General features: G+C 71.4%; 22 protein-coding genes and 1 pseudogene. 7 read left to right on the top strand and 16 right to left on the bottom strand.

Going from position 1 to position 22242, the window contains the following annotated elements; translation table 11 throughout:
- Genes ACQBAS_RS10550 through glmS form a run of 3 tightly spaced genes read right to left on the bottom strand, consistent with a single transcriptional unit; the run spans position 1 to position 3758 of the window.
- Positions 1-1503 carry a bifunctional ADP-dependent NAD(P)H-hydrate dehydratase/NAD(P)H-hydrate epimerase gene (locus ACQBAS_RS10550; RefSeq protein WP_427383760.1) on the bottom strand — a complete coding sequence of 501 codons (1503 nt, stop codon included), beginning with the start codon at positions 1501-1503 and terminating at the stop codon, positions 1-3.
- Positions 1504-1537: 34 nt separating this feature from the next.
- Positions 1538-1888 (bottom strand): holo-ACP synthase, encoded by a 351-nt coding sequence (locus ACQBAS_RS10555; RefSeq protein WP_427383761.1) that lies wholly within the window; start codon positions 1886-1888, stop codon positions 1538-1540.
- A 10-nt stretch (positions 1889-1898) separates the two neighbouring features.
- Positions 1899-3758 (bottom strand): glutamine--fructose-6-phosphate transaminase (isomerizing), encoded by a 1860-nt coding sequence (gene glmS / locus ACQBAS_RS10560; protein ID WP_427383762.1) that lies wholly within the window; start codon positions 3756-3758, stop codon positions 1899-1901.
- Between the two features lie 101 nt (positions 3759-3859).
- Between glmS and coaA the strand changes: the two genes are divergently transcribed.
- Both coaA and ACQBAS_RS10570 read left to right on the top strand, forming a co-directional pair.
- Positions 3860-4813, top strand: a complete 954-nt coding sequence (gene coaA / locus ACQBAS_RS10565) for a type I pantothenate kinase (protein ID WP_427383763.1) — start codon at positions 3860-3862, stop codon at positions 4811-4813.
- A gap of 34 nt (positions 4814-4847) precedes the next feature.
- Positions 4848-6248 carry a class II fumarate hydratase gene (locus ACQBAS_RS10570; protein ID WP_427383765.1) on the top strand — a complete coding sequence of 467 codons (1401 nt, stop codon included), beginning with the start codon at positions 4848-4850 and terminating at the stop codon, positions 6246-6248.
- A gap of 58 nt (positions 6249-6306) precedes the next feature.
- Here ACQBAS_RS10570 and ACQBAS_RS10575 read toward each other — a convergent pair whose 3' ends face one another.
- The 3 genes from ACQBAS_RS10575 to ACQBAS_RS10585 all read right to left on the bottom strand — a co-directional run bounded on the left by ACQBAS_RS10575 (position 6307) and on the right by ACQBAS_RS10585 (position 9760).
- Positions 6307-7011 (bottom strand): hypothetical protein, encoded by a 705-nt coding sequence (locus tag ACQBAS_RS10575; RefSeq protein ID WP_427383766.1) that lies wholly within the window; start codon positions 7009-7011, stop codon positions 6307-6309.
- Between the two features lie 308 nt (positions 7012-7319).
- Complete coding sequence (locus ACQBAS_RS10580; protein ID WP_427385626.1) at positions 7320-8555, bottom strand: PhoH family protein; 1236 nt, start codon at positions 8553-8555, stop codon at positions 7320-7322.
- A 443-nt stretch (positions 8556-8998) separates the two neighbouring features.
- Positions 8999-9760 (bottom strand): isoprenyl transferase, encoded by a 762-nt coding sequence (locus ACQBAS_RS10585; protein ID WP_427383767.1) that lies wholly within the window; start codon positions 9758-9760, stop codon positions 8999-9001.
- Between the two features lie 166 nt (positions 9761-9926).
- Here ACQBAS_RS10585 and trhA point away from each other — a divergent pair, with 166 nt between their 5' ends.
- A complete protein-coding gene (gene trhA / locus ACQBAS_RS10590) occupies positions 9927-10709 on the top strand; it encodes a PAQR family membrane homeostasis protein TrhA (RefSeq protein WP_427383768.1) in 783 nt (260 codons plus the stop codon).
- Positions 10710-10711: 2 nt separating this feature from the next.
- On the opposite strand, the gene ACQBAS_RS10595 is transcribed toward trhA, so the two are convergent.
- The gene (locus ACQBAS_RS10595) at positions 10712-11032 is read right to left on the bottom strand and encodes a hypothetical protein (RefSeq protein ID WP_427383770.1); all 321 of its coding nucleotides are present in this window, start codon (positions 11030-11032) and stop codon (positions 10712-10714) included.
- Positions 11029-11976, bottom strand: a complete 948-nt coding sequence (gene mca, locus ACQBAS_RS10600; RefSeq protein ID WP_427383772.1) for a mycothiol conjugate amidase Mca — start codon at positions 11974-11976, stop codon at positions 11029-11031. The genes ACQBAS_RS10595 and mca overlap by 4 nt, the downstream gene beginning before the upstream one ends.
- A gap of 100 nt (positions 11977-12076) precedes the next feature.
- On the opposite strand from mca, the gene ACQBAS_RS10605 reads away from it, so the two are divergent.
- Both ACQBAS_RS10605 and greA read left to right on the top strand, forming a co-directional pair.
- Positions 12077-12454 carry a DUF4307 domain-containing protein gene (locus tag ACQBAS_RS10605; RefSeq protein ID WP_427383773.1) on the top strand — a complete coding sequence of 126 codons (378 nt, stop codon included), beginning with the start codon at positions 12077-12079 and terminating at the stop codon, positions 12452-12454.
- Positions 12455-12653: 199 nt separating this feature from the next.
- Positions 12654-13145, top strand: coding sequence for a transcription elongation factor GreA (gene greA / locus ACQBAS_RS10610; protein WP_427383774.1), 492 nt, complete (start codon positions 12654-12656; stop codon positions 13143-13145).
- A gap of 82 nt (positions 13146-13227) precedes the next feature.
- Here the strand turns inward: greA and ACQBAS_RS10615 are convergent, their stop codons facing one another.
- From ACQBAS_RS10615 to ACQBAS_RS10635, 5 genes and pseudogenes are all read right to left on the bottom strand, one after another.
- Positions 13228-14073, bottom strand: a complete 846-nt coding sequence (locus ACQBAS_RS10615; RefSeq protein WP_427383775.1) for an ABC transporter permease — start codon at positions 14071-14073, stop codon at positions 13228-13230.
- Positions 14070-14522, bottom strand: coding sequence for a hypothetical protein (locus ACQBAS_RS10620; RefSeq protein ID WP_427385659.1), 453 nt, complete (start codon positions 14520-14522; stop codon positions 14070-14072). Before ACQBAS_RS10620 ends, ACQBAS_RS10615 begins: the two co-directional genes overlap by 4 nt.
- 2 nt (positions 14523-14524) lie before the next feature.
- Positions 14525-15046 (bottom strand): annotated as a pseudogene (locus ACQBAS_RS10625) (ABC transporter ATP-binding protein); the annotation flags it as partial.
- A 53-nt stretch (positions 15047-15099) separates the two neighbouring features.
- On the bottom strand, positions 15100-16449 hold the full coding sequence (locus ACQBAS_RS10630; protein WP_427383776.1) for a glutamate mutase L: 1350 nt from the start codon (positions 16447-16449) through the stop codon (positions 15100-15102).
- A 2-nt stretch (positions 16450-16451) separates the two neighbouring features.
- Positions 16452-17630 (bottom strand): cystathionine gamma-synthase, encoded by a 1179-nt coding sequence (locus ACQBAS_RS10635; protein ID WP_427383777.1) that lies wholly within the window; start codon positions 17628-17630, stop codon positions 16452-16454.
- A gap of 98 nt (positions 17631-17728) precedes the next feature.
- Here ACQBAS_RS10635 and msrA point away from each other — a divergent pair, with 98 nt between their 5' ends.
- Positions 17729-18409: a peptide-methionine (S)-S-oxide reductase MsrA gene (gene msrA / locus ACQBAS_RS10640; protein WP_427385627.1), complete on the top strand. Its 681-nt coding sequence runs from the start codon at positions 17729-17731 to the stop codon at positions 18407-18409.
- 76 nt (positions 18410-18485) lie between these two features.
- Here the strand turns inward: msrA and ACQBAS_RS10645 are convergent, their stop codons facing one another.
- The 3 genes from ACQBAS_RS10645 to ACQBAS_RS10655 all read right to left on the bottom strand — a co-directional run bounded on the left by ACQBAS_RS10645 (position 18486) and on the right by ACQBAS_RS10655 (position 20923).
- The gene (locus tag ACQBAS_RS10645; RefSeq protein WP_427383778.1) at positions 18486-18905 is read right to left on the bottom strand and encodes a CBS domain-containing protein; all 420 of its coding nucleotides are present in this window, start codon (positions 18903-18905) and stop codon (positions 18486-18488) included.
- 200 nt (positions 18906-19105) lie between these two features.
- The gene (locus ACQBAS_RS10650) at positions 19106-19309 is read right to left on the bottom strand and encodes a cold-shock protein (RefSeq protein ID WP_035934215.1); all 204 of its coding nucleotides are present in this window, start codon (positions 19307-19309) and stop codon (positions 19106-19108) included.
- Between the two features lie 222 nt (positions 19310-19531).
- On the bottom strand, positions 19532-20923 hold the full coding sequence (locus ACQBAS_RS10655; protein ID WP_427383780.1) for a cystathionine beta-synthase: 1392 nt from the start codon (positions 20921-20923) through the stop codon (positions 19532-19534).
- Between the two features lie 160 nt (positions 20924-21083).
- Between ACQBAS_RS10655 and ACQBAS_RS10660 the strand changes: the two genes are divergently transcribed.
- Positions 21084-22196 carry an SGNH/GDSL hydrolase family protein gene (locus tag ACQBAS_RS10660; RefSeq protein ID WP_427383781.1) on the top strand — a complete coding sequence of 371 codons (1113 nt, stop codon included), beginning with the start codon at positions 21084-21086 and terminating at the stop codon, positions 22194-22196.
- Positions 22197-22242 lie beyond the last annotated feature (46 nt).

Below are 22242 nucleotides of genomic sequence, written 5' to 3' on the forward strand. Positions count from 1 at the left end.
TCAGGGAGCGGTGAGGCCACGGCGAAGGAGGCCGGCCACCGTGGACGGCAGCGCGTGCGCGACCGCGAGGGCCCGCACCGGGCCGCCGGGATTGGCGTCCTCCGCCGCGACCCCGTGCACGAGGGCGCCCAGCGCGCCGGCCACCGACGGGTCGACCCCGCCGGCCAGCAGCGCCCCGAGCAGGCCGGCGAGGACGTCCCCGGCCCCGGCCGTGGCGAGCCACGCCGGCGCCTCGGCCTGCGAGTAGCCGCCGACCTCCCCCGGCATGCGGACGACCGTCGTGGCCCCCTTCAGCAGGACCGTCGCACCGGTGAGGTCGGCGAGCTCGCCGGCCGCGTCCCACTCGTGCGCCGTGACGTCCTCCGCGCTCGGCTCATCGGCGTCGGCCCGCAGCCGCCCCAACAGCCGGGCGCACTCGCCCGCGTGCGGCGTGAGCAGGGTCGGCGCGTCCCGCGGACCCTCGACGAGGTCGAGGCCCCCGGCGTCGACGACGGTCGGCAGGTCCGAGGCGAGCGCCGCGCGGGCGATGTCGAGCTGCGCGGCAGCGTCCTCGCCGGTCGCCGCGACGTCGAGACCCGGGCCGATGAGCCACGCCTGGACACGGCCGTCGCCGTGGACGGCCTCGGGGACGGCGGCGCGCACGAGCGCCGTCGGGGTGGGCGTGCCGACGTAGCGCACCATCCCCACCCCGGCGGACACGGCGGCCGTCGTCGCGAGGACCGCGGCCCCCGAGTAGTCCTCACCCCCGGCGACGATCCCGAGCACCCCACGGGAGTACTTGTCGTCGCTCGCGAGCGGGACCGGCCAGTGCGCGGCGACGTCGTCGCGGGTCAGGCGCCGCACGACGGGCGCCTCACCCGTGAGGTCGAGGCCGATGTCGACGACGGTGAGGCGGCCGGTGGCCGCTTCTGTCGCCGGCAGGAGGTGGACGGGCTTGGGGGTCGCGAAGGTGACCGACTCGTCGGCCCACACGGCGTCGGGGTCGGCCGAGCCCCCTTCGGGGTCCTGCCCCGACGGCACGTCCACCGCGATGACGAAGGCGTCCTCGTCGATCGCGTCGACGAGGTCCCGGGCGTCGTCGGGCAGCCCGGCGCGTCCGCCGATGCCGTAGATGCCGTCGAGGACGACCTCGGCCTCGCCAAGGGCCGCCGTGGCCCCCTCGGAGCCGGCGGGGTGCAGGAGGACGCCGGCGGCGGTGGCCGCCTCCACGGCACCTGCGACGAGGGGTGCCGCAGTGTCCAGCTGCGACGAGGCTCCCAGGGTCACGGCCGCGGCGTTGATGCCGGAGTGGGCGAGGTGGGCCAGGGCGTGGAGGGTGTCCGCGCCGTTGTTGCCGGGGCCGACGAGCCCCACGACCGTCCCGGCCTCGCGCTCCTCGAGTCGCACCATGACGACCTCCGCGAGGCCGCGAGCCGCTCGACGCATCAACTCCCCGGAGCGGAGCTCCTCGCCGAGACGTTCCTCGGCGGCACGAATCTGGTCAGGTGCGTAGGCCTCGATCACACGACCGACGCTACCGCTCCCCCGCCGGGCGGGTTCAGCCCTCGGCGATGACGACGGCCGAGGCGATGCCCCCGTCGTGCGAGAGCGACACGTGCAGCGTCGCGATCCCGAGGTCCTCGGCGCGCGCGCGCACCCCGCCGCGGATCTCGAGGTGGGGCCGCCCGTCCTCCGCACGGTGGACCGTGACGTCGTGCCAATGCAGGCCGGCCGGCGCGCCCATCGCCTTCGCGAGCGCCTCCTTCGCGGCGAACCGCGCAGCGAGGGAGTTGAGGCCGAGCTCGCGCTCGGTCTCGGTGAAGAGCCGTTCCCGCAGCGCTGGGGTGCGCTCGAGGGTCTCCCCGAAACGCTCGACGTCGACGACGTCGATCCCCACTCCCACGATCACGGCCGCGACCTCACTCGACCGTGACCGACTTCGCGAGGTTGCGCGGCTGGTCGACGTCGAGGCCCTTGGCCGTCGAGAGGTGCAGCGCGAAGACCTGCAGCGGGACGACCGTGAGCAGCGGCTGCAGCAGCGGCGACGAGCGCGGCACGCGGATGACCTCGTCGGCGAAGGGGACGACGTCCTCGTCGCCCTGCTCGGCGATGACGATGGTGCGGGCACCGCGCGCGCGGATCTCCTGGATGTTGGAGACGACTTTCTTGTGCAGGTCGTGCGGGGTGTCCGGGCCGGGGACGACGATGAAGACGGGCTGGCCGGCGTCGATGAGCGCGATCGGCCCGTGCTTGAGCTCACCGGCCGCGAAGCCCTCGGCGTGGATGTAGGCGAGCTCCTTGAGCTTGAGCGCGCCCTCCATCGCGATGGGGTAGCCGACGTTGCGTCCGAGGAAGAGGACCGAGCGGGTGTCCGCCATGAAGCGCGCGATCTCCTTCACGCGGTCCATCGACCCGAGGAGTTCCTCGATCTTGGCCGGCATCTGCTGCAGCTCGGCCATGACCGCCTTCGCGTCGTCCGCGTAGGTCTCGCCGCGCAGCTGCGCGAGGTAGAGGCCCAGGACGTAGCAGGCGGTGATCTGCGCGACGAAGGCCTTCGTCGACGCGACGGCGATCTCGGGGCCGGCGTGCGTGTAGAGGACGGCGTCGGACTCGCGCGGGATGGTCGAGCCGTGCGTGTTGCAGATGGAGATCGTCAGGGCGCCGAGGCTCCGGGCGTGCTTGACGGCCATCAGCGTGTCCATCGTCTCGCCGGACTGGCTGATCGAGACGACCAGCGTGCGGTCGTCGACGATGGGGTCGCAGTAGCGGAACTCGTGCGCGAGCGAGACCTCGACGGGGATGCGGGTCCAGTGCTCGATGGCGTACTTCGCGGTCATGCCGGCGTAGGCGGCCGTGCCACAGGCGACGACGTAGATCCGGTCGACGGCGCTGAGCTGCTCCTCGGAGATCCGCAGCTCGTCGAGGACGAGGCGCCCGGTCTCGTCGGTGCGACCCAGCAGGGTGTCACCGACGGCGTGCGGCTGGTCGTGGATCTCCTTCTCCATGAAGGTCGCGTAGCCGCCCTTCTCCGCCGCGGCCGCGTCCCAGGTCACCTCGTAGGCCTTGCCCTCCGCGGGGGTGCCGTCGAAGTTGATGACCTCGTGGCTCGTCGGGGTGATCGTGACGATCTGGTCCTGGTCGAGCTCGAGCGCGTGCCGGGTGTAGCCGATGAAGGCGGCCACGTCGGAACCGAGGAAGTTCTCGCCGTCGCCGAGGCCGACCACGAGCGGGCTGTTGCGGCGCGCGGCGACGATCCGGTCGGGGGCGTCGGCGTGCACGGCGAGCAGGGTGAAGGCGCCCTCGAGGCGGTTGACGACGGCCCGCATGGCCTCCGTGAGGTCGCCCGTGGCCTCCATCTCGCGGCCGAGGAGCTGCGCCGCGACCTCGGTGTCGGTCTCGGAGGTGAAGGTGACGCCCTCGGCGAGGAGCTCGTTCTTCAGCGCGTGGAAGTTCTCGATGATGCCGTTGTGGACGACGGCGAGCTTGCCCTCGGGGCCGCCGCGGTGCGGGTGCGCGTTGCCGTCCGTGGGACCGCCGTGCGTGGCCCAGCGGGTGTGCCCGATGGCCGTCGCCGCGGGCGCGGGCGCGTGCGCGGCGAGCGCCTCTTGGAGGTTGACGAGCTTGCCGGCCCGCTTCTCCGTCTCGACCTGACCGCCGGCGACGAGCGCCACTCCGGCGCTGTCATAGCCCCGGTACTCGAGCCGCGCCAGGCCCTCCATGACGACGTCGAGCGCCTTGGTGTCGGCGCTCGGACCCACGTATCCCACGATTCCGCACATGCGGGCCAGCGTAGTGTCCCCGCCCCGCAGCCCCGACATCCGACACCCGCGGCACCGGCGCGAGGGCCAACCGCCGCGGCCCGTAGGACACAATGGCGCCCGTGACCCAGCCCGTCCGCCAGATCCCCTCGCCCTACGTCGAACTCGACCGTCGGGCATGGTCGCGACTGCGGGAGAGCCACCCGATGAGCCTCGACGCCGCGGATCTGCGGCGCCTGCGCGGACTCGGTGACCCGGTCGATCTGGCCGAGGTCGAGGAGGTCTACCTCCCCCTCTCGCGCCTCCTGCACTTCTACGTCGAGGCGACCTACGGGCTCCACCTGGCCACGTCCGAGTTCCTCGGGGAGCGACCGGGGCGGACCCCCTTCGTCATCGGCGTGGCCGGCTCGGTCGCCGTCGGCAAGTCGACGACGGCCCGCCTGCTCAAGGAGCTGCTCAGCCGCTGGGAGCACACCCCGCGCGTGGAGCTCGTGACGACCGACGGCTTCCTGCACCCCAACGCCGAGCTCGAGCGCCGCAATCTGTTGATGCGCAAGGGCTTCCCCGAGTCCTACGACCGCCGGGCCCTGCTGCGGTTCATCGCCGAGGTCAAGTCCGGGATGGCGGAGGTCACCGCCCCGGTCTACTCGCACCTGACCTACGACATCGTGCCCGGTGAGCGGATCGTCGTCCGCAAGCCCGACGTCCTCATCGTCGAGGGGCTCAACGTCCTCCAGGCGCCCCGCACACTCGAGGACGGCCGCTCGGGACTGGCCGTGAGCGACTTCTTCGACTTCTCCGTCTACGTCGACGCGCCGCTGGCGGAGCTCCGGTCCTGGTACGTCGACCGCTTCCTGCGGCTGCGAGAGACCGCCTTCTCGGACCCGCAGTCGTACTTCCACCGCTACGCGAGCCTGTCCGACGAGGAGGCACGGGTCACCGCCCTCGACATCTGGACCCGGATCAACGAGCCGAACCTCCGTCAGAACGTCATCCCCACGCGCGGTCGCGCCGACCTCGTCCTCCAGAAGGGGGACGAGCACACCGTCACCCGCGTGCGGCTGCGCAAGCTCTGAGCCCAGCGCTCCGCGCGCGGAGCATGATGGAGGCATGAGCCCGTCCCAGCCCGCACCCACCCGCACCGAGCACGACTCGATGGGCGACGTCGAGGTCCCGGCCGACGCCCTGTACGGCGCCCAGACCGCCCGCGCCGTGGCCAACTTCCCCATCTCCGGGCGGGGCGTGCCGCCGCGGGTGATCCATGCCCTCGCCGCGATCAAGGCCGCCGCGGCCCGGGTCAACGCCGACCTCGGCGTCGTCACCCCGGAACAGGCGGAGGCCATCGTCACCGCCGCCTCGGCCGTCGCGAACGGGGAGCACGACGACCACTTCCCCATCGACGTCTTCCAGACCGGCTCGGGCACGTCGACGAACATGAACGTCAACGAGGTCGTGGCCCGGCTGGCGCATCTGGCCGGCACCGACGTCCACCCCAACGACCACGTCAACGCGGGGCAGTCCAGCAACGACACCTTCCCGTCGGCCCTGCGGATCGCTGCGACGAGCATCGCCCTGGACGACCTCGCGCCGGCGCTCGACCACCTCGCGGTGGCCCTGCGGGGCCGCTCGGCCGCCTTCGTCGACGTCGTGAAGGCCGGCCGCACGCACCTCATGGATGCCGTCCCGGTGACGCTCGGCCAGGAGTTCGGCGGCTACGCGCGGCAGGTCGAACTCGGCGCCGCCCGGGTGCGCGCGGGCGCGCACGCCACGGGCGAGCTGCCGCTGGGGGGCACTGCCGCGGGGACGGGGCTCAACGCGCCCGCGGACTTCGCCGGCGCCGTCATCGCCCGCCTTGCCGAGGAGATGGGGCTGCCGCTGCGCGAGGCGCAGGACCACTTCGAGGCCCAGTCCGCGCAGGACGCCGTCGTCGAGCTGAGCGGGGCGCTGCGCACCGTCGCCGTGTCGCTGACGAAGATCTGCAACGACCTGCGCTGGATGGGGTCCGGCCCCCGATCGGGGCTGGCCGAGATCCGCCTGCCCGACCTGCAGCCCGGCTCGAGCATCATGCCGGGCAAGGTCAACCCGGTGCTCGCCGAGGCCACGCTCATGGTGTGCGCGCAGGTGATCGGCAACGACGTGACGATCACGACGGCCGGGGCGTCGGGCGCCTTCGAACTCAACGTCATGCTGCCGGTGATGGCGCGCAACATCATCGAATCGGCCACCCTGCTCACGAACGCCTCACGCGCCCTGGCCGATCACTGCATCGACGGCATCGAGGCCGACGAGGAGCGCTGTCGCGAGCTCGCCGAGGGTTCCCCCGCCATCGCGACGGCGCTCAACCGGCACCTCGGCTATGACGTCGTCGCGACGATCGTGAAGCGCTCGGTGGCCGAGCGCCGGTCCATCCGTGAGGTGGTCATCGACGAGGGCCTCGTCGAGCGGGGCGACATCAGCGAAGGGGACCTCGACGCCGCTTTGGACGTGCGTCGGATGGCCGAAGGCGGCTGAGCCCGCCCCCACTCGGGGACGGGCTCAGTGGTGAAACTTGCTCAGTCGTGAAACTGGCTCAGTACCAATGCGGGGAGTTGCTGTTCCAGAAGTTCAGCGCGCCACACGGGGTGCCGTAGGACTGCTTGATGTAGTCCAGACCCCAGCGGATCTGGGTCGCGGGGTTGGTCTGCCAGTCGGCGCCGGCGGAGGCCATCTTCGAGGCGGGGAGGGACTGCGGGATGCCGTAGGCACCGGACGAGGAGTTCGTCGCCGCGTAGTTCCAGTCGCTCTCACCGATCCAGAGCTGCTCGAGGCAGCCCCACTGGTCGGCACCGAAGCCCATCTCGGCCAGCATGCGCTGAGCGGTCGGCTTGGGGTTGGCCTGCACGGCGGCCAGCGAGGCCTGCTCCTTGGCGGCCTTCGCGGCGGCGGCGGCCTTGCGGGCCTTCGCCTCGGCGGCGCGCTTCGCGGCGGCGGCCTTGGCCTTCGCCTCGGCAGCGGCCTTGGCGGCCTTCGCCTTCGCGGCCTTGGCCTTCTTCTCGGCCTCCACGCGCTCGCGCTCCACGCTGCGGGAGACGTTGACCGCGTCGCGTTCGGCGTTGATCCGGCTCGTGTCGGCCAGGGAAGCCCGGGACGACTCGGCCATCTGCTTCAGGGTCGCCGAGTCGAGCGCGTCGGACGCGGTCGTCGACTCGTGGCCGGGGTCGCCTGCGGCCATCGTGGCGCCGCCCGTCACGACGATGGCGAGTGCGACACCGGCACCCATCGCGGGTCGGGTCACTGCCTTGCGCGCACGGGCCGGCAGGGATGTGGCCCTGGTGCTTCCGTGACGTGCTTGGTATGTCGCCATGCTGCTCCTCACCATCAGAAGCCACCGGGGACGTGACTTCTCCAGACATCGGAAACCACCCGAGTGCGGGTGGCTTCCGGCGGCTCCGGTGCTCCTCAGGGGAAGTCGGGCCGTTATCAAGTTGTAATCTTAGGTCACCGAGCGGAGAGTTCCTAATCGCCCGTTCGACGTGTGGACAGTAACGGACCGCCCCGTGCGTCCTGTGCACGGGGCGGCCGTCGTGGGCGAAGGGTGCCGCCTCAGACCTCGAGGCCCTCCAACAGGTCCGTCACGAGCGCGGCGATCGGGCTGCGCTCGGACCGGTGCAGCGTCACGTGGGCGAAGAGCGGGTGACCCTTGAGCGCCTCGATGACCGCGGCGACACCGTCGTGGCGACCGACGCGCAGGTTGTCGCGCTGCGCGACGTCGTGGGTGAGCACGACCTTGGAGTTCTGGCCGATGCGGGAGAGGACGGTCAGCAGCACGTTGCGCTCGAGCGACTGCGCCTCGTCGACGATGACGAAGGCGTCGTGCAGCGACCGGCCACGGATGTGGGTCAGCGGCAGCACCTCGAGCATCCCGCGGTCCATGACCTCGTCGACGACCTCACTGCTGACCAGCGCGCCGAGCGTGTCGTGCACGGCCTGCGCCCACGGCCCCATCTTCTCGGACTCGCTGCCGGGCAGGTAGCCGAGCTCCTGACCACCCACGGCGTAGAGCGGACGGAAGACGACCACCTTCCGCTGCTGGCGCCGCTCCATGACCGACTCGAGGCCGGCACACAGCGCGAGCGCGCTCTTGCCCGTGCCCGCGCGACCACCGAGGCTGACGATGCCCACGTCGGGGTCGAGCAGGAGGTCGAGGGCGATCCGCTGCTCGGCCGAGCGGCCGTGCAGGCCGAAGGCGTCGCGGTCCCCGCGCACGAGCTGGATCTGCTTGTCGGCACCGACGCGACCCAGACCGCTTCCCCGCGGCGAGATCAGCTTCAGTCCCGTGTGCACCGGCATCTCGGCCGCACCGAGGTGCTCGACCCGACCGTGCTCGTAGAGCGCGTCCATCTCCTCGACCGTGACGTCGAGGTCCGCCATCCCCGTCCACCCGCTGTCGACGGTCGACTGCTCGGCGCGGTACTCCTGCGCGTCGAGGCCGACGGCGCTCGCCTTGACGCGCATCGGCAGGTCCTTGCTGACGATCGTCACCTGGTGTCCCTCGTTGGCCAGGTTCTTGGCCACGGCGAGGATCCGGGTGTCGTTGTCGCCGAGCCGGAAGCCGGCCGGCAGGGACATCGGGTCGGTGTGATTGAGCTCGACACGCAGCGAGCCCCCATCGCTGCCGACGGAGACCGGAGCATCGAGACGGCCGGCGCTGATCCGCAGGTCGTCCAGCATCCGCAGTGCGGTCCGGGCGAAGTAGCCCAGCTCCGGGTGGTGGCGCTTCCCCTCGAGTTCGGTCACCACCACGACCGGCAGGACGACCTCGTGCTCCTCGAACCGCATGATCGCCCGCGGATCGGAGAGGAGGACGGAGGTGTCGAGCACGTAGGTGCGGCGACCCGGGACCGGATCAGACGCACCGACGGACGCGGTGGAAGGCGAGGAGGGCTGTGACGATGAGACCACTGAGACTCCTTGACACACCACGCCGGAAGGCGCGCTGCGCCTACTCTCGTGCCTGGTGCCGGGACCGGACCCCGGGCTGGAGCCGGAGCCGGGACCGGCCCTCACTCCGGAGCGTGAACTCCATACCCTGGGCCTCCCGAGACGCGCTGCGGGTGCCTCGCGTCTCGCTCAAAGTAGGCCCGTGTCGCGCGCCAGACACGCCGCGCCGTGGCGTGTCGCGCAGAGTTCACACGCGCGTCACACGACGCAACAGGACATCAGTCACACCCGCACCAAGAGCGCTCAGAAGCCACAGCAGGGCAGAGGGAAACGGCAGCTGCTCAGCGCCCGAAGCGACGCTCACGCTCGGCGTAGGAGCGCAGGGCACGCAGGAAGTCGACCCGACGGAAGTCGGGCCAGTAGGCCTCGCAGAAGTAGAACTCGGACTTCGCGCTCTGCCAGAGGAGGAAGCCGCCGAGCCGCTGCTCCCCCGAGGTGCGGATGACCAGGTCAGGGTCGGGCTGCCCCTTCGTGTAGAGGTGCGCCTCGATCTGCTCGATGCTCATGTCGGCTGCGACCTCCTCGAGGGTCGAGCCGGCCTCGGCCGCGGCGAGCAGCATGGCGCGCACGGCGTCGGCGATCTCCTGCCGCCCGCCGTAGCCGACGGCGACGTTGACGTGCAGGCCGTCGACGTCCTTCGTGAGGGCCGCGGACTCCGCGAGGCTGCGGCTCGTTTCGGGCGGGAGCAGGTCGAGCGCTCCGATGGGACGAAGGCGCCAGCGATGCTCGGCCGCCAGGTCCGCCACCGCGGTCTCGATGATTCGCAGGAGCGGGACGATCTCGGACTCGCTCCGGTTCAGGTTGTCCGTCGAGAGCAGCCACAGGGTGACGACCTCAACCCCCGCATCCTCACACCAGTGCAGCAGATCCTTGATCTTGTCGGCGCCGGCCTGATGGCCGTCCTTGGTCTCGAAGCCGTTGGCCTTGGCCCACCGCCGATTGCCGTCGAGCATGACGCCCACGTGGCGGGGCGCAGGCCGCCCCTTGAGCTCCTTGACGACCCGACGTTCATAGAGGGAGTAGAGGAGGTCGCCGAGCGCCACGGGGCTCCTTCCACAGCCAGCGGGTATGTCCGACGCCGCGGTCCCGGCGCCGGTTGCCCACGCTACCGCCCGACCATGGGAGTGTGCTCAGGGACACGTTCCCGGGCGAGCGCCGGCCGATTGCTCTCCCTGCCGACCTACGGCTGCGTAGGTTACTGTGCCGAACATGAGCACAACCCGCCGCCGCGCCGTCTCCCGCGCGCATTCCGTCGCGGATCTGCAGGCCTCCGCCCGCCGTCGAATCGCCGACGGTCAGGCCAGCGCGAAGGAGTTCGCCGATCAGGTCGGCGACCAGTTCGACGACATGGTCGACGCCGTCAAGCCCCACCTGCGCGGCTGGCTGCACACCGTCATGGCGCCCCTGGCGGTCCTCGCCGGCATCATCCTGACGGCGCTCGCGCCGACGACGGGCACCCGCATCGCCGCGGCCGTCTTCACCGTGACCGCGGGCCTGCTCTTCGGCGTCTCCGCCATTTACCACCGCGGGAACTGGTCGCCGAAGACCGACCTCTTCCTGCGGCGCTTCGACCACGCCAACATCTTCCTCATCATCGCCGGCAGCTACACGCCCTTCGCGACCCTGCTGCCGCGGCGGCAGGCGACGACACTGCTGGTGATCGTGTGGTCCGGGGCCATCGCCGGCGTGCTCTTCCGGATCCTGTGGGTCAACGCGCCGCGCTGGCTCTATGTGCCGATCTACTGCGCCCTCGGCTGGATCGCGATCTTCTACATCAAGCCGCTCTTCGAGCACGGCGGGGCGGCGATCGTCACGCTCGTCGCCGTCGGCGGTCTGCTCTACACGCTGGGCGCGATCGTCTACGGCACGAAGCGCCCCAACCCGTCACCGCGCTGGTTCGGCTTCCACGAGATCTTCCACGCGTTCACGATCGCCGCCTTCACCGCGCACTTCATCGCCGCGGCTCTGGCGACGCACAGCGCCGCCGTCTGACGTCAGTCGGAGCTGCCGCCACCCGAGTCGCCGGACGAGCCGCCCGAGTCGCCGGACGAGCCGCCCGCGTCGCCCCCGGAAGTCCCCGCGTCACCGTCGCCCGTGTCGGGTGTCCCGTCCGCGTCGCGGTCGGCACTGTCCGTGACGTCCGTCGCCCCCGACGCCGAGCCGCGCGCCGCCCGGGCCTCGTCCTGCGCGGAGTACCGCATCCGCCGGATCCGCGCGTTCATGTTGCGCATCAGCAGCCACAGGACGAGGGCGAGCACGAAGAAGGCGAGAAAGGCGCCGATCCCCGGCGAGACGGCGGTGCTGGGCGTGTTCATCGGGGCATCTCCACGGTCGGTTCCTGACGATTGTCCACGACGACGGGCGCCGGCTCGGCGCCCAGCGCATCGGCCTCGGCGAGGTCGCCGAGACCGGCGAAGAGGTCGTCCTCGCCGTCAACCACCGGCACGTGGGAGAGCGCGATCTCGTACTCCTCCGTCGGCCACACCTGCGCCTGCTCCTGGGCGGAGAGGGCGAAGAAGGAACCGTCCGGATCGATCTGGGTCGCGTGGGCGAGCAGTGCCCGATCGCGCTGCTCGAAGTAGTCGCCACAGGGGACGCGGGTCGTGATGGTGCGCTCGGGGCGGTCGTCCCAGCGGGCGATCCAGTCAGCGAAGGGGCTCTCGCTCCCCCGAGCGAGCAGGGCCTCGTGGTACGCCGTGATCCGCGCCCGGGAGAAGCCGTGGTTGTAGTAGAGCTTCAGCGGCTGCCACGGCTCCCCCGCGTGCGGGAAGGCGGCCGGGTCACCAGCCGCGAGGAAGGCGGCCTCGGACACCCGGTTGCACATGATGTGGTCGGGGTGCGGGTAGCCCCCGTTCTCGTCATAGGTCGTCATGACGTGCGGGCGGAACCGGCGGATCTCACGGACGAGCGCCTCGGTCGTCGTCTCGAGCGGCTCGAGGGCGAAACACCCCTCCGGCAGGGGCGGCAGGGGGTCGCCCTCCGGCAGGCCGGAGTCGACGAAGCCGAGCCACGTGTGGTCGACCCCGAGAATCTCCTTCGCCCGCGCCATCTCGTCGCGGCGCACGTGCACGAGGTCGCGCAGGATGGTCGCGTCTCCCTTGAGGCGGGGATTGAGGACGTCGCCCCGCTCACCGCCGGTACACGAGACCACGAGGACCTCGTTGCCCTCGGCGACGTACTTCGCCATCGTCGCCGCGCCCTTGCTGGACTCGTCGTCGGGGTGCGCGTGGACGGCCATGAGGCGCAGGGAACGGGCCACCGGGACACCTTTCGTGAGGTCGGGTCGGGGCCGCGTGCGGCATGTCCGACAATGGATCTCGTTCATCCTCTCACCAGCGTCACGACCGCCGAAGGCCACCATGACCAGCAGCACGACGAGTCCCGCAACCGCCAGCACGCGCCGCTGGTGGGTCATCGGGACCGTCCTCGTCGCCCTGGCGGTCGCCTACACGGTGTGGGCCGGCCTCGCCGCGACCCGCGACCACATCGTCTGGACCGACCTCAGCTATGACGTCGTCGACGAGCAGACCGTCACGGTCGCCTTCGACGTCACCCGCCCCGAGGGCACCGCACTCACCTGCACCGTCCGCGCGCAGGACCAGGGGTTCGGCACCGTCGGCACGCTTGAGGTCGACATCCCCGCCGCCGGAGCGCGGACCGTGCACCGCGAGGTCACGGTGCGGACGTCGAGTCGCGCCGTGACAGGCCACGTCAAGACGTGCGTCGCGGCCCCCTGACCGAGGGCCGAGGAACACCGGACAGAAGCCCGCGAACTGGGGCTTTCCCGCGGATCTGGGCTAGACTGGTGGTTTAGCCAACCCGGGTCTGGACCGTCGTCGGTCCGGACCCTCTCGCGTCAGATGCACGTCAGATGCCTCGACGCACCACTCTCGGCGGGGACCGACTCGGCCCCTCCGTGACCACAAGGAGTTATCCGTGAGCGACACCGCAACCCCCACCGGCTTCCTGACCCAGGAGGCCTACGACCGGCTCCAGGCCGAGCACCGTGAGCTGTCCGGGACCGGACGTGTCGAGATCGCGAAGAAGATCGAGGCGGCCCGCGAGGAGGGCGACCTCAAGGAGAACGGTGGCTACCACGCTGCCAAGGAGGAGCAGGGCAAGATGGAGGCCCGCATCCGCCAGCTCGCCCAGATCCTCGAGACCGCGCAGGTCGGCGAGACCCCGCCCGACGACGGTGTCGTCGAGCCCGGCATGGTCGTGACCGTCGAGATGTTCGGCGACGAGGAGACCTTCCTCCTCGGCTCCCGCGAGATCGCCGACGGCTCGGACCTCCAGGTCTTCTCCGAGCAGTCTCCCCTCGGTGCGGCCATCCTCGACAAGAAGGTCGGCGACACCACCTCCTACGATGCGCCGAACGGCAAGAGCGTCGACGTCCTCATCAAGGCGGCCAAGCCCTACGTCGGCTGACCTGCCCGACCGGACCTGGCGAAGGGGCGGCACCGCGACTGATCGCGGTGCCGCCCCTTCGTCGTGCTGGGGTCGGGCCCGCTCAGGCCTCCGTGCGCTTCTGGAAGGCGCGAATGGCGATCGGCGCCATGATCGCGGCGATCGCGATGGACCACACGGCCGACGCGAGGACCGGGTGGTGCATCGGCCATTGGGCGTCGAGGTCGGCGGGGGCGCCGTTGCCCCACAGCGTGCGCATCGCCTGCGTCAGCGCCGAGATCGGGTTCCACTCGGCGATGACCCGCAGCCAGTGCGGCATGTTCTTGGCGGGGGCGAAGGTGTCGGCGAGGAACGTCAGCGGAAACATCGTCGTGAACATGACGCCGTTGACGGCCTCCACCGAGCGCATCCGCGACCCGACGAAGATGCCGATCCAGATCATCGCGAATCCGAAGAGCAGGACCAGCGCGAAGCCGAGGGCGGACTCGGCGAATCCGTTGTGCAGGCGCCACCCGATGAAGAGCCCGGTCACGGCCATCACGACGATGCCCAGGCTCGAGTGGATGAGGCTCGAGATGCTGCGGGCCACGAGCACCGCGGACCGACTGATCGGGAGCGACCGGAAGCGGTCGACGACGCCCTTGTCGATGTCCGAGGTCAGTCCCACGGCGACGATGAAGGAGGAGAAGGCGATCGTCTGCGCCATGATCCCCGGCAGCAGCCACTCGCGGTAGGCCGCGCCGTCGGTCTGGATCGAGCCGCCGAAGACGTAGGCGAAGAGCAGCACGAACATGATCGGCTGGAAGGTGACGTCCGCCAGCATCTCGGGCATCCGCTTGATGTGGATGAGGTTGCGGCGCACGAGCGCCAGGACCTGCCGGGCGTAACTCGGGCGCTGAGGGGTCGCGGCGCCGGCCGACGTCGCGGGGGTGGTGGCCGTGGTCGTCATGCCGGGACCTCCGTGTCCTCGGTGCTGGGCTCGGCCACCTCGGCGCGGTGACCGGTCAGGTTCAGGAAGACGTCATCGAGCGAGGGGCGTTGGAGGCCGATGTCGTCGAGCTGGATGTCCTGCTCCTCGATGAGGGCGGCGATCCGGGTGATGGCGGACAGCCCCTCGGCGGGGGCGGTGAAGCGTCGGGCGGCAGCATCCACGTGCAGGCCGCCGATCTCGCGGCGCAGGATCTGCTCCGTCTCGGCCATGTCCTCGGGACGCGAGACCGTGACGACGAGGGACGCCCGGCCCGACTGGTCCTTGAGCTGGAGCGGGGTGCCCTCGGCGATGATCCGGCCGTGGTCGATGACGATGATGTTGTCCGCGAGCTGTCGGCCTCCTCGAGGTACTGCGTGGTCAGCAGCAGGGTGGTGCCCTCCGCCACGAGACCGCGCAGGACCTCCCACAGCTCGGTCCGACTGCGAGGGTCGAGCCCCGTCGTCGGCTCGTCGAGGAAGAGGACCGGGTGCGCCGCGATGAGACTGACCGCGAGGTCGAGGCGTCGCCGCATGCCGCCGGAGTAGTTCTTCACGACCTTGTCGCGGGCGTCGCTGAGGTTGAAGCGCTCGAGGAGGTCCGTCGTCTGCTGCGTCACGCGGGAGCGCGAAAGCCCGTAGAGATCACCGATGAGGCGGAGGTTTTCCGCGCCGGTGAGGAGCTCGTCCACGGTGGCAGCCTGGCCCGTGAGGCCCATCGCCGAGCGGACCGCGTCCGGCTCCCGCAGGACGTCGTGCCCGCTGACCCGAGCGGTGCCGCTCGTCGGCTTGGTGAGGGTGGTCATCATCCGCACGGTCGTCGTCTTGCCCGCGCCGTTCGGGCCCAGGACACCGAGGATGGCGCCCGCCGGGACGCTGAAACTGATGTCGTCGACGGCCCGTTGGTCGCCGAAGTCCTTCACGAGGTGATCGGCCTCGATTGCTGGTGTGGTCATCCCTCAACGGTAGGCCCCACCACCGACAGCGCCCACCGGTTTCTCAGTCCCGCTCAGTGGAGCAGGGTGGCGGCGAGCGCCCGGGCGGCCGCGGCGTGGGTGTCCGCGAGGATGCCAGCCGCGAAGAGCACGTAGTCCTCGTCGACGAGCGCGCGGGCCGCACGGGGCACCCGCCAGCCGCCACCGTGATCGCGCAACAGCGGGCCCAGCACCCCGTCGACCGCGCCGGGCGCGTGCCGCAGCACCCCGCCGGACCCCACCAGTAGCGCGACGTCCAGGAGCGGCCGGGCGTCCTCCGTCGGCGTCCCGGGCCGGCCGTGCCGCCGCACGGCGATCGTCGCCGCCGTCGCCGCGAGCGCGGTCTCGAGGCGCCACTCCCCCGCGGCCTCGGCCCGGTGGGACACGTCCCTGGCGACGGCGTCCACGTGGTCCGCCAGTCCCGCGGGCACGGCGAGATGCTCCCGCTCCGCCGCCTCGAGGACCGTCGGAGCGCTCCAGCGCATCCCGAGGTCGGCTTCGACCGTGCGGGCGTGCCAGAGCGGGGCCACGACCTCCTTGGCCAGCGTCGCGTCCTCCCCGCGGGGCGTCACCACCGAATAGACGTCCGTCGTCGCCCCACCGACGTCGACGACGAGGACGTCGGCGTCGGCCGCGACCGCGAGCATCTCCACGCCGCGCAGGACGGCGTCGGGGGTCGCGCTGCGGACCAGCCCGGCGAAGCGGGGGCCGCGGCTGAGCCCCTTCCCGCCGATGACGTGCCGCAGGAAGGTCTCCCGGATGGCCGCGCGCGCGCCGGTCGGTGCGATGACGCCGATCCGCGGCACGACGTTGTCGGTGACGACGAAGCGTCGCCCGGTCGCGGCGAGCAGGTCGCTCACCACGGGCGCCGCCTCGGCATTGCCCGCCACGACGATGGGCGTCGCCCACCGGGCGGCTGCCAGCCGGGCCGCGTTGTGCGTCAGCACCTCGGCGTTACCGCCGTCCGTGCCCCCGACCAGGAGGACGACATCGGGCTTGGCAGCCCGCAGGGCGCGCAGGCCCTCACCGTCGAGCTCCCCGGCGGCCACGTGGACGACCTTCGCGCCGGCGCCCAGTCCGACCCGGCGCCCGGCCTCCGCCGTGACCAGTCGTTCGTGGCCGACCACCGCCAGACGCAGGCCACCGCCGGCGCTGGAGCAGAGGCGCACCTCGACCTGCTCACCCGTGGCGTTGCCGACACCCTGGCCGACACCGAGTTGGGCCGCGAGCGCGTCGACGCCGTGGAGGACATCGCCGCCGGGGTGGGCGGCGGACGGCGACGTCGTGGGCGTGCTGGCCGTGCCCAGGAGGGCGCCGGAGTCGGTGTCGACGAGGGCCGCCTTCGTCCACGTCGAACCGACATCGACGCACAGGACACGCGACATGCTCAGGTCAGGCGGTCGAGCGCCTGAGCGAGATCGGCGACGAGATCATCGACATCCTCGATCCCGACGGAGAGCCGGATGAGGTCGCCCGGCACCTCGAGCTCGGTGCCGACGACGGAGGCGTGCGTCATCCGCGCCGGGTGCTCGATGAGCGACTCGACGCCGCCGAGGGACTCCCCGAGGGTGAAGAGCTGGGTCTCGGCGCAGATCTTGATCGCCACGTCCTCGCCCGCGGCGACACGGAAGGAGACCATCCCACCGAACCGCTTCATCTGGCGGGCGGCGACGTCGTGACCCGGGTGCTCGGGCAGGCCCGGGTAGAGCACCTGCGCGACGCCGCGGTGACCGGTGAGGAAGTCGGCGACGACCTCGGCGTTGGTGCAGTGCTGCTCCATCCGGACGGCGAGCGTCTTGAGGCCGCGCTGGACGAGCCACGCGTCGAAGGGACCCGCGACGGCGCCCATGGAGTTCTGGTGGAAGGCGACCCGCTCCTCGAGGTCGGCGAACCCCGGGACGGTGATGTCGCGGCCGACGACGACCGCGCCGCCGACGACGTCGCTGTGCCCGCCGCAGTACTTCGTCGTCGAGTGCGTCACGACGTCGGCGCCCAGCGCGAGCGGCTGCTGGAGGTAGGGCGAGGCAAAGGTGTTGTCGACGACGAGGAGGGCGTCGTGCTCGTGGGCGAGCGCGGCGAGCGCCTCGATGTCGGCGATGCCGAGCAGCGGGTTCGTCGGCGTCTCGACCCAGATGATCTTCGTCGTCGGGCGGATCGCGGCACGGACGCTGTCGAGGTCGGCGATCGTCGCGATGGAGTGCTCGACGCCCCAGTGCGTGAGCACCTTGTTGACGAGGCGATAGGTGCCGCCGTAGGCGTCGGAGGGCACGACGATGTGGTCGCCCGGCGCGAGCGCAGCCCGCAGCAGCGTGTCCTGGGCGGCGAGGCCGGAGGCGAAGGCGAAGCCGCGCGAGCCCCCTTCGAGCGCGGCGAAGCCGGTCTCCAGCGCCGTGCGGGTCGGGTTGGCGGAGCGGCTGTACTCATAGCCGCCGCGGAAGCCGCCGATGCCGTCCTGCTTGTAGGTGGACGTCTGGTAGATCGGGGTGACGACGGCGCCGGTGGACGCGTCGGGCTCCTGACCCGCGTGGATCGCGCGGGAGGAGAAACCCAGCTCGGATTCGCTCATACCGACAGGTTAGTCCGCCGCCCCGACGGCCCCGGTCGGGTGGGCGAACATCGTGTGACACTGGAGGGGTGACCTTCGGATACGGCTCCAGGACGACCATGGTGACCCGCGACCAGGCGCTGCCCGGTCGCGCGTCGCGCCCCTTCGCGCTCGCTGGCACGCACACAGTGCTCGGCACGCCGATCGACGGGGGCCCGGACGGCGCCGCGTGGCCCGCGGGCACGCAGGTGCTGTACGTCGCGATGGGCTGCTTCTGGGGGAGCGAGCGGATCTTCTGGCGGCTGCCGGGGGTCGTCACGACCGCGGCCGGCTACATGGGCGGCTTCACCGAGAACCCCACGTACGAGGAGGTGTGCACGGGTCGGACCGGGCACACCGAGGCCGTCCTCGTCGCCTACGACCCCGCCGCGACGACGCCCGAGCTGCTGCTCAAGGCCTTCTGGGAGAACCACGACCCCACCACGGAGAACCGGCAGGGCAACGACATCGGCACCCAGTACCGCTCGGCGATCTACTGGACGACGCCCGAGCAGGAGGCCGCCGCCCGCGGCACAGCGCGCGCCTTCCAGGGCGTCCTCGACGAGTCGGGGTTCGGTCGCATCTCGACCCAGCTCGCCTCGGCGGAGGAGGCCGGCGCGTTCTGGTACGCCGAGGACGCGCACCAGCAGTACCTCGACAAGCACCCCGGAGGCTATTGCAACCACGGGCCCAATGGCCTGACCTGCCCGGTCGGGGTGGCCGACCTGCCGGCGCAGACCGACATCGTGCCGCCGCGCTGATCGCGGCCTGACGACGACGAAGGGGGTCCGCACCGATTCGGTGCGGACCCCCTTCGCGCGTGCCGCTGTCGCGGACTCAGCCCTCTCGGGAGATGGCCTGGACGACGTCGCCGGTCTGGTCGTTCGGCAGGTGACGGGCCACGTCGGCCTGCGAGATGATCCCGACGACCTCGTCGCCGTCGACGACGGGCAGTCGGCGGACCTGATTGCCCGCGAGCGCCTGGACCACGGCCTCGGCCGAGTCATCGGCATTGACGAAGACGACCGTCCCGCTGCTGATCTCCCCCACCGTGGCGGACGTGACGTCCTTGCCCTCGGCGATGCCGCGCACGACGATGTCGCGGTCGGTGACGACGCCGACGAGCACGCCGTTGTCATCCTTGACGGGCATGGACCCGACATTGCTCTGCTTGAGTGCCTGGGCCGCGACGGCGAGCGTGTCGCTCGCGTTGAGATACTCGGCCGGGCTGGTCATGAGGTCACGTGCACTGGTCATGCTCTGCTCCTCGGTAGGCGGAGCGGCACCGTGGGGCCGCAGTCTCGGACAACCGCCTGATCTCCAACCTAGCCACGGATTCGTCGCCGTGGCCATTCGTGGACGTCTGATCGAGGTCGCGTCCGGGCATGCAAGAACCCCCCGGCCAATGGCCGAGGGGTTGTGCTCGATGACCTAGATCACCGAAAGGCCTGGGTGAATCAGAGGCCCTTGACCTTCTCCGCCTGCGGACCCTTGGGGCCCTGCGTGACGTCGAACTCGACCTTCTGGCCTTCCTGGAGCTCGCGGTAGCCGCCGCTCTCGATGGCCGAGTAGTGAACGAAAACGTCCGCGCCCCCGCCGTCCTGCTCGATGAAGCCGAAGCCCTTTTCGCTGTTGAACCACTTCACGGTGCCAGTTGCCACTGGTGTTGCCTCTATCTTCTCAACGAGGCCTCCTGTGTGGAGACCTCACGCATCCGCTGTCACGACGAGCCACACAGCGCGATCTGTTCGCGCGGTATCTCGCTCGCGCCGGGTCCGACATGGTCGGACCGGAACGGCTGCAGGACCAACGCTAACAGTCCGGAGGCGATATCGCCGCTTCGGCGTCGATCTGATCCGCGCGGCGGTGGGTGGCGCGGACCGTCAGTTGGTCAGGAAACCGAGCAGGTCGGCGCGCGTGAGGACGCCGATCGGTCGCCCGCCGTCGACGACGAGGATGGCATCGCCGGACTGGAGCGCGTCGCGAGCCGCGGCGACGGGCTCGCCCGCGCCGACGAGCGGCAGACCCGAATCCATGTGTCGCTCAACGGGATCCGCGAGATTGGCGCCTCCGGTGAAGAGCCGCTCGAGGAGGTGCGCCTCGCTGACGGAACCGACGACCTCACCCGACATGACCGGCGGCTCGGCCTTGACGACGGGCATCTGACTCACGCCGTACTCGCGCAGGATGTCGATGGCGTCGCGCACGGTCTCGCTGGGGTGGGTGTGGACGAGCGCGGGCAGGTCGACCGACTTGCTGCGCAGGATGTCGCCGACGGTGCGCTCCCCCGACTGCGCGAGGAAGCCGTAGGACGACATCCACTCGTCGTTGAAGATCTTGGACAGGTAGCCGCGGCCGCTGTCCGGCAGGAGCACGACGACGACGGCCTCCTCGGGGAGTTCACGCGCGATGCGCAGCGCGGCGACGACGGCCATCCCGCTCGATCCGCCGACGAGGATGCCCTCCTCCTCGGCGAGGCGGCGCGTCATCGCGAAGCTCTCGTGGTCGTTGACGGCCAGCACGCGGTCGGGCACGGAGGGGTCGTACGCGCCAGGCCACATGTCCTCGCCGACACCCTCGACGAGGTAGGGCCGACCGGAGCCCCCGGAGTAGATCGAGCCCTCGGGGTCGGCGCCGATGATCTCGACCCGACCGCCCTGCTCCGCCGGGCGGTCCGCGGAGACCTCCTTGAGGTAGCGGCCCGTGCCGGTGATCGTGCCGCCCGTGCCGGCACCGGCGACGAAGTGGGTCACGAGCCCGTCGGTCTGGCGCCAGATCTCCGGGCCGGTCGACTCGTAGTGCGACAGCGGCCCGTTGTCGTTGAAGAACTGGTTGGGCTTCCAGGCGCCCTCGGTCTCGGCGGTGATCCGGTCCGAGACGGAGTAGTACGAGTCCGGGTGGTCGGGGGCCACGGACGTCGGCGTCACGACGACCTGGGCGCCGTAGGCGCGCAGGACGTCCATCTTGTCCTGGCTGACCTTGTCCGGGCAGACGAAGATGCAGCGGTAGCCCTTGCGCTGGGCCACCAGGGCCAGCCCGACGCCGGTGTTGCCGGAGGTCGGCTCGACGATCGTGCCGCCGGGGCGCAACTCCCCCGAGGCCTCGGCGGCCTCGATCATCCGCAGCGCGATCCGGTCCTTCACGGAGGCGCCCGGGTTGAAGTACTCGAGTTTGACGAGGACGCGGCAGCGGATGCCGGCGTCGCGGGTCACCGACGTCAGTCGGACGAGGGGCGTGTTCCCGATCAGGTCGGTGATGTGCTCTGCATACTCCACCCGCACATCCTCTCAAATGCTGGACACCCGTGTGACCGCGCGGCCGGAACAGGACCAACCCCGCCGACGTTGCCACGGGTGTCCGGCCCGTCTGTCACAGTGGGGAAGGGGCCGACGCGCGCCACACGGGCGCCGACATCACGACCCGGAGGACATCGTCATGAGCCGCGCCAGTCGCGCACGCCGCATCGCCGCCCAAGCCGCCTTCGGCGGTGGCGGGGCGGCTGCTGCCGCGACGGCCCTCGGCGCCGCCGGCTACGGGGTCATCCAGCTCGAGGCGAAGGTCGCCCGCCGGATCGTCGGTCGCCCCTTCGAGGGTGCTCCCGACGACGACGGGATCTACGGCGCCGGTCCCGGGGCACCGCTCCAGCTCCTCGTGCTCGGCGACTCATCCGCGGCCGGCATGGGTGCCGACCACCGCTACCAGACCGTCGGCGCCGTGCTGTCGACCGGACTGGCCGCCATCACCGGCCGGCCCGTCGAGCTCATCAACGAAGCCGTCATCGGCGCCGAGTCCGGCGACCTGAGCCGCCAGTTGTCCGTCGCCCTCGGTCGCAGCGACAACCCCGAGGCCGCCGTCATCATGATCGGCGCCAATGACGTCACGCACCGGATCGACCGCGCGACGGCGGTCCGCCATCTCGAGCAGGCCGTCCGTCAGCTGCGCGCCCTGGACATCCCGGTCATCGTCGGGACCTGTCCCGACCTCGGCACCATCGACCCGATCCCCTTCCCGTTGAGCAACCTCCTGCGCCGCTGGAGCCGCGACCTCGCGGCGGCCCAGACCGTCGCGGTCGTCGAGGCCGGTGGCCGCACCGTCTCGCTCGGCGACCTCCTCGGTCCGGAGTTCGGCGGGCACCCCAAGGAACTCTTCAGCGTCGACCGGTTCCACCCCTCCCCCGCCGGGTACGCCCGCGTCGCGTCCGCCCTGCTGCCGTCGGTGTGCGCCGCCCTCGGGGTCTGGGCGGCCCCGGACGGGCGGCCCACGGACGCCTCGCCGCGGGCGCTGGAGCCCCAGCGCGGGGAGCGCGTCGGCCCCGTCGCGGAGGCCGCCGACCACGCCGTGCGGAACCCGGGAACCGAGGTCGCCGGGACCGAGATCGCCGGAGCCACGCGGGGACCGCGCGGTCGCTGGGCTGTGCGGATGCTGCGGCGACGCACCGCCTTCCAGCTCCCCACGGCCGAACAGATGCGGGCCGGCGCCCGCGCCGTCACCGCCAGGGTGGGCGACGCCACGCACGACCAGGCCCGGCACCCCGAGCCGCCCGCCTAACATCGAGGAGTGCCACGGGCGCTCCGTGGCACTCATCCCGCCCCCA

The sequence above is a fragment of the Janibacter zhaoxuefangae genome, from assembly GCF_050271985.1.
In the GTDB taxonomy this organism is placed as follows: domain Bacteria; phylum Actinomycetota; class Actinomycetes; order Actinomycetales; family Dermatophilaceae.

Coding starts and splice junctions, on each gene's coding strand:
- ACQBAS_RS10630 (WP_427383776.1), bottom strand. CDS start 16,449: ATGTCGCGTGTCCTGTGCGTCGATGTCGGTTCGACGTGGACGAAGGCG.
- ACQBAS_RS10615 (WP_427383775.1), bottom strand. CDS start 14,073: ATGACGACCACGGCCACCACCCCCGCGACGTCGGCCGGCGCCGCGACC.
- glmS (WP_427383762.1), bottom strand. CDS start 3,758: ATGTGCGGAATCGTGGGATACGTGGGTCCGAGCGCCGACACCAAGGCG.
- ACQBAS_RS10660 (WP_427383781.1), top strand. CDS start 21,084: ATGAGCCGCGCCAGTCGCGCACGCCGCATCGCCGCCCAAGCCGCCTTC.
- ACQBAS_RS10570 (WP_427383765.1), top strand. CDS start 4,848: ATGAGCCCGTCCCAGCCCGCACCCACCCGCACCGAGCACGACTCGATG.
- ACQBAS_RS10605 (WP_427383773.1), top strand. CDS start 12,077: ATGACCAGCAGCACGACGAGTCCCGCAACCGCCAGCACGCGCCGCTGG.
- ACQBAS_RS10635 (WP_427383777.1), bottom strand. CDS start 17,630: ATGAGCGAATCCGAGCTGGGTTTCTCCTCCCGCGCGATCCACGCGGGT.
- trhA (WP_427383768.1), top strand. CDS start 9,927: ATGAGCACAACCCGCCGCCGCGCCGTCTCCCGCGCGCATTCCGTCGCG.
- ACQBAS_RS10595 (WP_427383770.1), bottom strand. CDS start 11,032: ATGAACACGCCCAGCACCGCCGTCTCGCCGGGGATCGGCGCCTTTCTC.
- msrA (WP_427385627.1), top strand. CDS start 17,729: ATGGTGACCCGCGACCAGGCGCTGCCCGGTCGCGCGTCGCGCCCCTTC.
- ACQBAS_RS10645 (WP_427383778.1), bottom strand. CDS start 18,905: ATGACCAGTGCACGTGACCTCATGACCAGCCCGGCCGAGTATCTCAAC.
- ACQBAS_RS10580 (WP_427385626.1), bottom strand. CDS start 8,555: ATGCGGTTCGAGGAGCACGAGGTCGTCCTGCCGGTCGTGGTGGTGACC.